At 41.8% G+C, this 8,696-nt stretch carries 5 protein-coding genes; 4 read left to right on the plus strand and 1 reads right to left on the minus strand.

The annotated features are described in order from the left end of the window. Positions 1 to 502: 502 nt before the first annotated feature. Complete coding sequence (locus ACEN36_RS09440) at positions 503 to 1,015, minus strand: cupin domain-containing protein (protein WP_407126456.1); 513 nt, start codon at positions 1,013 to 1,015, stop codon at positions 503 to 505. Positions 1,016 to 1,327: 312 nt separating this feature from the next. On the opposite strand from ACEN36_RS09440, the gene glmU reads away from it, so the two are divergent. From glmU to ACEN36_RS09460, 4 genes are all read left to right on the plus strand, one after another. Further along, complete coding sequence (gene glmU, locus ACEN36_RS09445) at positions 1,328 to 2,698, plus strand: bifunctional UDP-N-acetylglucosamine diphosphorylase/glucosamine-1-phosphate N-acetyltransferase GlmU (protein ID WP_407126457.1); 1,371 nt, start codon at positions 1,328 to 1,330, stop codon at positions 2,696 to 2,698. 94 nt (positions 2,699 to 2,792) lie between these two features. Next, the gene (locus ACEN36_RS09450) at positions 2,793 to 3,773 is read left to right on the plus strand and encodes a ribose-phosphate diphosphokinase (protein WP_407102435.1); all 981 of its coding nucleotides are present in this window, start codon (positions 2,793 to 2,795) and stop codon (positions 3,771 to 3,773) included. Between the two features lie 455 nt (positions 3,774 to 4,228). Continuing rightward, positions 4,229 to 6,529 (plus strand): glycoside hydrolase family 65 protein, encoded by a 2,301-nt coding sequence (locus ACEN36_RS09455; protein WP_407126458.1) that lies wholly within the window; start codon positions 4,229 to 4,231, stop codon positions 6,527 to 6,529. A 97-nt stretch (positions 6,530 to 6,626) separates the two neighbouring features. Next, a complete protein-coding gene (locus tag ACEN36_RS09460) occupies positions 6,627 to 7,964 on the plus strand; it encodes a M20 family metallopeptidase (RefSeq protein WP_407102420.1) in 1,338 nt (445 codons plus the stop codon). The last annotated feature ends 732 nt before the right edge of the window (positions 7,965 to 8,696 follow it).

Raw genomic sequence — 8,696 nt, forward strand, 5'->3', positions numbered from 1 at the left:
GGTTTATCCCTTTTACCTGACTTGTGAGCATCAGACTACTCACCACAAGTCGGATAAAAATTGCGAGCGCTTCTCATATGATGCTCAGAGCTTCATTTCTACGTAAATCAACCCCTGTTTGAATAAAAAATTTTTCGCAGGGCGAAAAATCTCCTTCTTGAAAGGATCTGAGTGCTTATAAGGATGCTTATCGTCGGTTACCTGACTTGTGGGTATCAAAATAATTGCCACAAGTCAGGTAATGCTTCCTTACTTGACTTGTCGTGCTGGAAATAAGAGGCGTAAGTCAGGTTTAATCTGTTTATCTGACTTGTCGTGCTGGAAATAAGAGGCGTAAGTCAGGTTTAATCTGTTTATCTGACTTGTGAGTTCTAAATTACTTGCCACAAGTCAGATAAAGCCCACTTTCCTCGCATATCATCATTGCTTCGGACTTCAGAGCTCTATTTGACTAATGGAATAAAATAGCAGAGCCAACAATTATTTAAACCTCATTTTTTTACTATTCCGGCAAGGTTTCAAAGGCTAATTTGCGGATGATCGTTTCATGGGTTGGGTAATCTTTAATGAGTTCGGCTTGGGTGAACAATTCAAAGTCGTGGTACTCGAATCCAGGAGAGACCATGCAGCTGACTAAAGAAAAAGCGTCCGGTTCAGCGGATTCCACACTGGAGCCGAAAATCGTATCTTTTGGGACTGCGTACTGCAGCACTTCTCCTTGGTCGATCGCCAAGCCTAATTTGACCGCTTCATACTTGCCGTCGGGGTGGATCATATGAACAGTCAGCGCCTCGCCTGTGTGGTAATACCAGATTTCGTCCGATTTCAAACGGTGGAAATGAGACGGGCTGGCTTGATTAAGCAGAAAGTAAATACTAGTGTAATAAGGACGTGTGCGATTATCCCATGTGGTGCTGGATTCATCACTGCGGTAAACTTGCTTGAAAAATCCGCCTTCTGAGTGCGGTTCTAATGCTAGATGGTTGATCCAATAGTGTTCCGATTGAGTAGACATAATTTTCACCTGTTCCTTTTTCTTTCAGTCTATGTCAGTTGAGAGAGGATTGCAAAGCCTAATTTGATTATTTCTTTACCCTACATAGAATGACAAAAAATTGGTCTAGTTGGTAAGATTCTACGTACTTTCAAATTAAATTCTCGGTAAGAAAAAAATGGCAAACTTTTGACGAGCAAAAGGGGTCGGTAAATGAATGTCAGAGCCTTCCTTGAAAACTAGCCATTATTGAGCTATTATAAAAACAGCTTAAGAAAGTAACTTATGACAACTAATTAACTTAAAAAAAAGAAAAACATGAGGAGTTTAAACATGACACAACGATTTGCAGTGGTATTAGCGGCTGGACAAGGAACCAGAATGAAATCGAAATTGTATAAAGTATTGCACCCGGTAGCAGGTAAACCTATGGTAGGCCACGTGGTAGACCAAGTGGAAGCTGCTGGAGCAGATAAAATCGTCTCTATAGTAGGAGTCGGAGCTGAAAAAGTTCAAGAATACTTAGGCGAACGTTCTGAATACGCGATGCAAGCAGAGCAACTAGGAACTGGACACGCCGTTTTACAAGCTGAATCTTTACTGAGCGGAAAAGAAGGCACGGTTTTAGTGATTTGTGGAGATACACCTTTATTGACGGCTGAAACGTTAAATGGTCTATTTGCTCATCACCAAGAACAAGGGGCGAAAGCGACTATTTTAACGGCGCATGCAGATGACCCAACTGGTTACGGACGCGTGATTCGCAGCGCATCTGGCGCAGTTGAAAAAATTGTGGAACAAAAAGATGCATCTCCAGAGGAAGCGGCTGTTCAAGAAATCAATACAGGAACGTACTGCTTTGACAATGCTTTATTATTTGAAGCGTTGAACCAAGTAGGAAATGACAACTCACAAGGTGAATACTATCTTCCAGACGTGATTGAAATCTTGAAAGATAAAGGTGAGATTGTTGGAGCTTACCAAATGGAAAAAGAAGCAGAGTCTTTAGGGGTAAACGATCGCGTGGCTTTAGCGGAAGCAACACGTATGATGCGTGAACGCATCAATGAAAAACACATGCGCAATGGGGTTACATTTGTGAACCCGGAAGCGACGTACATCGACAGCGAAGTCGTGATTGGTTCAGATACCATCGTTGAAGCGGGCGTGGTACTGAAAGGGAATACGGTTATTGGTGAAGACTGCTTTATCGGAGCGAATTCAGAAATCTGTGACAGCAAAATCGGCGATCGTGTTCGCGTAACCAGCAGCAACATTGAAGATTCTGTGATGGCTTCAGACAGCAATATTGGACCGTACAGTCATTTGCGTCCAAATAGTGTGATCGGAAAAGATGTGCACATTGGAAACTTTGTCGAAGTGAAAAATGCCAATATTGATGAAAATACAAAAGTTGGTCACTTAACGTATGTTGGGGATGCTGATTTAGGCAAAAACATTAATATCGGTTGCGGAACAGTCTTTGTGAATTACGATGGAGCGAATAAACACCGCGTAACGATTGGCGACAATGTATTTATTGGCTGCAACACGAATTTGATTGCGCCGGTAACGGTCGAAGAAAACGTGTATGTTGCTGCGGGATCTACCATTACTGAAGATGTTCCAAGTGAATCTTTGGCAATTGCACGTGCTCGACAAGTAAACAAATTAGATTATTATAAAAAAATGCCTCAAAAATAAGCAAAATCGACAATAAGGCTTGATTTCTTGGCGGAAAATGGCTAACATTAGTTTGACGAAAAGATACGTTAAAAAAGAAAGTGGAGGCCCACAAATGTCCGAACAGTATTTCGATCCAAAATTAAAGATTTTTGCCTTAAACTCTAATAAACCATTAGCAGAAAAAATCGCTAAGGTTGTCGGCGTTGAATTAGGAAAAATTTCAGTAAATCAGTTTAGTGACGGAGAAATTAGAATCAATATTGAAGAAAGTATCCGTGGAGATCATGTGTACATTATTCAATCAACTTCTCGACCAGTAAATGATAATTTAATGGAATTGTTGATTATGATCGATGCTTTAAAACGTGCCAGTGTTAAAACAGTTAACGTTGTTTTGCCTTACTATGGATATGCTCGTCAAGACCGCAAAGCCCGTTCGAGAGAACCGATTACATCTAAACTAGTTGCAAACATGATTACTAGAGCTGGTGCAGATCGTATCTTAACACTAGATTTGCATGCTGCTCAAATTCAAGGATTCTTTGATATGCCAGTGGATCATTTATTAGGCGCTCCATTATTAGCCAACTATTTCTTAGACAATGACATTGCAGATGAAGGCACTGTTGTTGTTTCACCAGATCACGGTGGGGTTACTCGTGCTCGTAAATTAGCGGAATTCTTGAAATCTCCGATTGCGATCATTGACAAACGCCGTCCTAAAGCAAATGTTGCAGAAGTTATGAACATTATTGGAAATGTAGAAGGTAAAAAATGTATCTTGATCGACGACATGATCGATACTGCTGGAACAATCACTTTAGCTGCTCAAGCTTTAGAAGATGCAGGCGCAACGGAAGTTTACGCATGTTGTACACACCCAGTATTATCAGGTCCAGCGATTGAACGTATCGAAGCATCCGCTTTGAAAAAAGTGATTGTTACGGACTCTATCCAATTGACTGAAGACAAAATGAGCGGAAAAATCGTTCAAATCAGTGTAAGTGAATTGATGGGAGATGCGATCAAACGTATCCACGAAAACAAATCAGTGAGCCCACTATTTGAGAAAAAATTCCCATCAAATAAATAAACTAATTCTATAATAGGTCGAGTCAACATAAGTGTTGGTTCGGCTTTTTTTGAATTTTCATCTTCTAGCTTTAATAAGGAAATTTCCTCCGGTCTACGGGGTTGCTTGTGGAAAGCCATGTGACCGCTTAGAGCCAACCATGTCTCCAATCTTGTAACGTTACCGAAGCCGTTGTGAGCCTGAGAGATATACGGATACGTTATGCGCAACGCAGTGGAGAACAAACTAAGAGTACGCAAACAGTGTTTCCTGTTTTTGCATTAAAAAGAAGCGTGTTTTTTACTTACAAACGCCAAATGTTGTAGAACCTTAGAGAGGTTAATTTAGATTTAGACATCAGTAACTTGAGCAATTGTCTCCATCTAGAAGGCGTAAGAGTTGCAGACCTTTTCTGATAAGGAGTACCATGACCGAAATGAGACCGGATACAGCATATCAAAAGGAGGCTGGACTTGATGCGGAAATTATTGGAAAACGGCACCCCGTGGCAGTTGGTTGAAACAGGAATTGACCCCTCTTTTATCCGACACAATGAGACCTTGTTTTCATTATCCAACGGGCATATCGGTACTAGAGGCAGTTTGGAAGAAGGAAAGTTCGTTCCCGATTACGTGTGGAACGAAGGTACTTATATGAATGGATTTTATGAAACGACCCCTATTGATTACTCGGAATGGGCTTATGGATTTGCTACCAACCATCAAATTATCACGCCTCTGCCTAATGCCAAACAAATTCGATTTTCAGTGAATAGAGAATGGTTTAATTTGGAACGCGGAAAAACGAGTGAGCATAAGCGAGTACTGGACATGCAAAAAGGCGTACTGACCCGCAGCTTTACTTGGGAAAACGAGCACAACGATAAAGTCAGTGTCGTCACAGAACATTTTGTTTCCTATGATGTTCCAGAGCTGTTTGTGCAACAAGTGAAAATCACGCCGCTGACAGAAAATGTTGATTTGATGTTTGAAATGGTGCTGGACGATTTAAAGGATATCAGCCATAGGAAAACGGAAGACGAGAAGAAAGACCCTCGGGTACGCAAATTAACAACACGTTTATTTGCGAGTGAACAACTGAGTGAAGAATCTTTCCCGCTGCTGCATATCAACACTCCTGCCAGCGGAATGGACGCAATCGTGGGGACTAGGACACAAGTGGACGAAATAGAAACAGAATACGTCCGTATAGGGTTGACAGAGAGTTGGAGCTGCAGTCCTGAAAAAGGCAAAACAGTTACATGGAATCGCTATGCTGCATACAGCAGGCCTTACCTAGAAGATAAAAAAACGCCAAAACAACTTAAACATGTCCGTAGTTTATTGAAGGCAGCACTGAGTAAAGGATATGAGACAGTAAAAGAAGAGCATATAAAAATGATGAGCGACTTTTGGCAGAAAAGTGATGTTATCATTGAAGGGGATGAACAGCTGCAAAAAGGTTTGCGGTTCAACTTGTTCCATTTGCACCAAGCAGCAGGTCGAGATGGCAAAACCAGCATCTCTGCTAAAGGGCTGACAGGTCCAGGGTATGATGGACATTACTTCTGGGACACGGAAATGTACATGCTGCCGTTTTTTATCTACACCCAACCTGAGATCGCTAAACAACTTTTATTGTATCGCCACTCGATATTGCCTGCCGCCAGAGTCCGTGCGAAGGAGCTGTCTGTCCAACAAGGGGCGCTGTTTCCTTGGCGTACCATCAATGGATTAGAAGCCAGTGTTTACTACCCAGCGGGAACAGCTCAATTCCATATCAACGCCGATATTGCTCACGCTGTATACACTTATATCAAAGCAACCGGAGACAAAGAGTTTGCGTTTAATGAAGGCTTAGAGATCTTGATTGAGACGGCACGTTTTTGGACAGCCTTTGGACAATATGACGCGTTAAATAAAAACCGGTTTGTGCTCAATGGAGTCACCGGTCCAGATGAATACACTACATTGGTAAATAACAACTTTTATACCAATCTTCTAGTGAAACACAATTTAGAGTATGCAGTAGAGGCCGTACTGGAAGTGTTGTCCTCAGGCAAAGAAAAAACTTCTAACGCCTTGGAAGTAGTCGGTTTTGAATGGCGGGAACTGGAAGAATGGTCAAAAGCAGCTGAAGCGATGTATCTTCCATATGAGGAAAATCTTCAATTGACCAAGCAAGACGACAACTTTCTCAGTAAACAACCATGGGACTTGGAAAAGACGCCTAAAGAGCATCATCCTTTACTGATGTATTATCATCCATTGGCTATTTTCCGGTATCAAGTCAACAAACAAGCCGATACAGTTTTGGCTCAATTTTTATTTTCATGGGAATTCGATGTAGAGCAGAAAAGACGGGACTATTACTATTATGAAAAAATCACGACCCATGATTCTTCCTTGTCTCGTTCGATCTTCGGTATCATGGCCAACGAAATCGGTGATCCAGAACGGGCGTACCATTATTTTATGGATACAGCTTTAATGGACATCACCGATCTGCAGGCTAACACTAGGGACGGTATTCATGCTGCCAATATGGGTGGAACTTGGTTGAGTATGGTTCATGGATTTGCCGGGATGCGGTTATATGAAGACAAGCTGCATTTTTCACCGCATTTGCCGAAACACTGGCAAAAAATCTCGTTCCATATCCAGTATCATTCGAGCTTTTTCCAAGTAACCATCACGCCTGACGGAACAGAATATAAATTGCTTGAAGGAGAATCAGTGGAGATCGAGCACAATGGAGCAGTCCTGCGAGTCGAATAAGAGGCATAAATCACATTCCTTCTGTCGTAAATTTGGTATGAAGGCGCTCAATTTATGGTATGATAATGAAATAGAAAATCAGCTAGGAGGTCAAAGAATGACAACATGGGTAAAAGAAAATCACCAACAAGAAAGTATTGAAGCATTGAAAGAATTGCTTTCAATCGCATCAGTGAACGATGGAGACGGTACAGGAAATCCTCCATTCGGCCAAGGGATTCAAGAGGCATTGGAAAAAGCATTAGAGATCTGTGAGAATCTAGGCTTGAAGACCTTTATTGATCCTCAAGGAAATTATGGGTATGCCGAATACGGCAGCGGCGAAGAAATGATCGGTATCTTATGCCATTTAGACGTCGTTCCAGGCGGTAATCTGGCCAAATGGACCAATCCTCCGTTTGAACCTGAAATCAGAGATGACGTCATCTATGGTCGCGGAACTCAAGATGACAAAGGTCCAACGATCGCGGCTCTTTATGGATTCAAATCGGTTCTAGATGAAGGCATCTCTTTCAACAAACGTGTTCGCTTTATCTTCGGTACCGACGAAGAAAGCTTATGGCGCGGTATCCAAAAATACACGGATCAAGAAGAAATCCCAACAATGGGCTTCGTTCCAGACGGTACATTCCCATTAACGTATGCTGAAAAAGGTTTGTGGGAAGTTAATTTGACAGGACCTGGAAGCGACGCAGTGAACTTGAAATTGGGTGAAGCGTCCAATGTTGTTCCCGGCGAAGCAATCTACGACGGCAACAGCATCGAATCGCTAGCCGATGAATTGAATAAACTGGGTGTTGCTTTTGACCAAGAAGACGGAAAAATCATCGTCAAAGGGAAATCCGTTCACTCCAGCGTATCTGGTGAAGGAATCAACGCAATCAACAAACTGGTCCAAGGATTGAACAAAGTAGAATCGCATCCAGCGTTGCGTTTCATTGCAGAAAAAATCGGCGACGAAACAAACGGCTTGAGTATTTTTGGCGAAGTTAAAGATGACGTTTCCGGCGAAATGACCTTAAATACCGGCAAATTAGAGATCACGAAAGACGCTTCTAAAATCACGCTGGACATTCGTTTCCCAGTAACTTACGATAAAGAACAATTGATCAGAACGTTAAGCAAAGTTGCTGGAGTATATGGATTGGAATACAAAGAATTCGACTTCATCCCTTCTCTATACGTCAAAAAAGACAGCGACTTAGTCAAAACCTTGATGAGCGTCTACCAAGAAAAAACTGGCGACCAAACAGAACCATTCGTATCAGGCGGAGCCACTTACGCTCGCCAAATGCCAAACATGGTCGCATTCGGAGCTCACTTCCCACACGCAAAAAGCTTAGCCCACCAAGAAAACGAAGGTCTAGCTTTGAGCGATTTATATAAAGCCATGGAGATTTATGCAGAAGCTATTTATCAATTGGCTTGCAAGTAACCATATAGTGAAGTTTAGATGAGCCTCACCCAACTAGTTAGTGGTACTAGTTGGGTGAGGCTTATTTTTGATTTAAATGATAGATTGGGAGGAAGAAGCTTTACGGCGCTATGAAGTTCGGCGCAACCGATACGTGTGTGGAAAGTGACCGTTACCTGACTTGTGGTGAGTAGTTTGATGCTGACAAGTCAGGTAAAAGGGATAAACCTGACTTACGGCCTTAATTTTCAGTCCTACAAGTCAGGAAAAGGAGAGTTATCTGACTTATCGCTATTATTTTGACACCCACAAGTCAGGTAATCAACGATAAACTTCATTTTTAAGCACTCAGATCCTTTCAAAAAGGAGATTTTTCGCGAGGCGAAAAATTTCTTATTAAAAAAGGTCTTGGTTTACTTAGGTATGAAGCTCGGAGTGTCATGAGAAAAGGGCTCGTGGTCTTTATCTGACTTGTGGTGAGTAGTTTGATGTTCACAAGTCAGGTAAAAGGGATAAACCTGACTTACGGCCTTAATTTTCAGTCCCACAAGTCAGGAAAAGGAGAGTTATCTGACTTATCGCTATTATTTTGTTCCCCACAAGTCAGGTAATCGACGGTAAACTCTATTTTAAGCACTCAGATCCTTTCAAAAAGGAGATTTTTCGCGAGGCGAAAAATTTCTTATTAAAAAAGGTCTTGGTTTACTTAGGTATGAAGCTCGGAGTGTCATGAGAGAAGGGCTCGTGGTCTTT

Origin of the sequence: Desemzia sp. FAM 23989, assembly GCF_045528345.1 — a bacterium.
Lineage (GTDB): Bacteria > Bacillota > Bacilli > Lactobacillales > Carnobacteriaceae > Desemzia.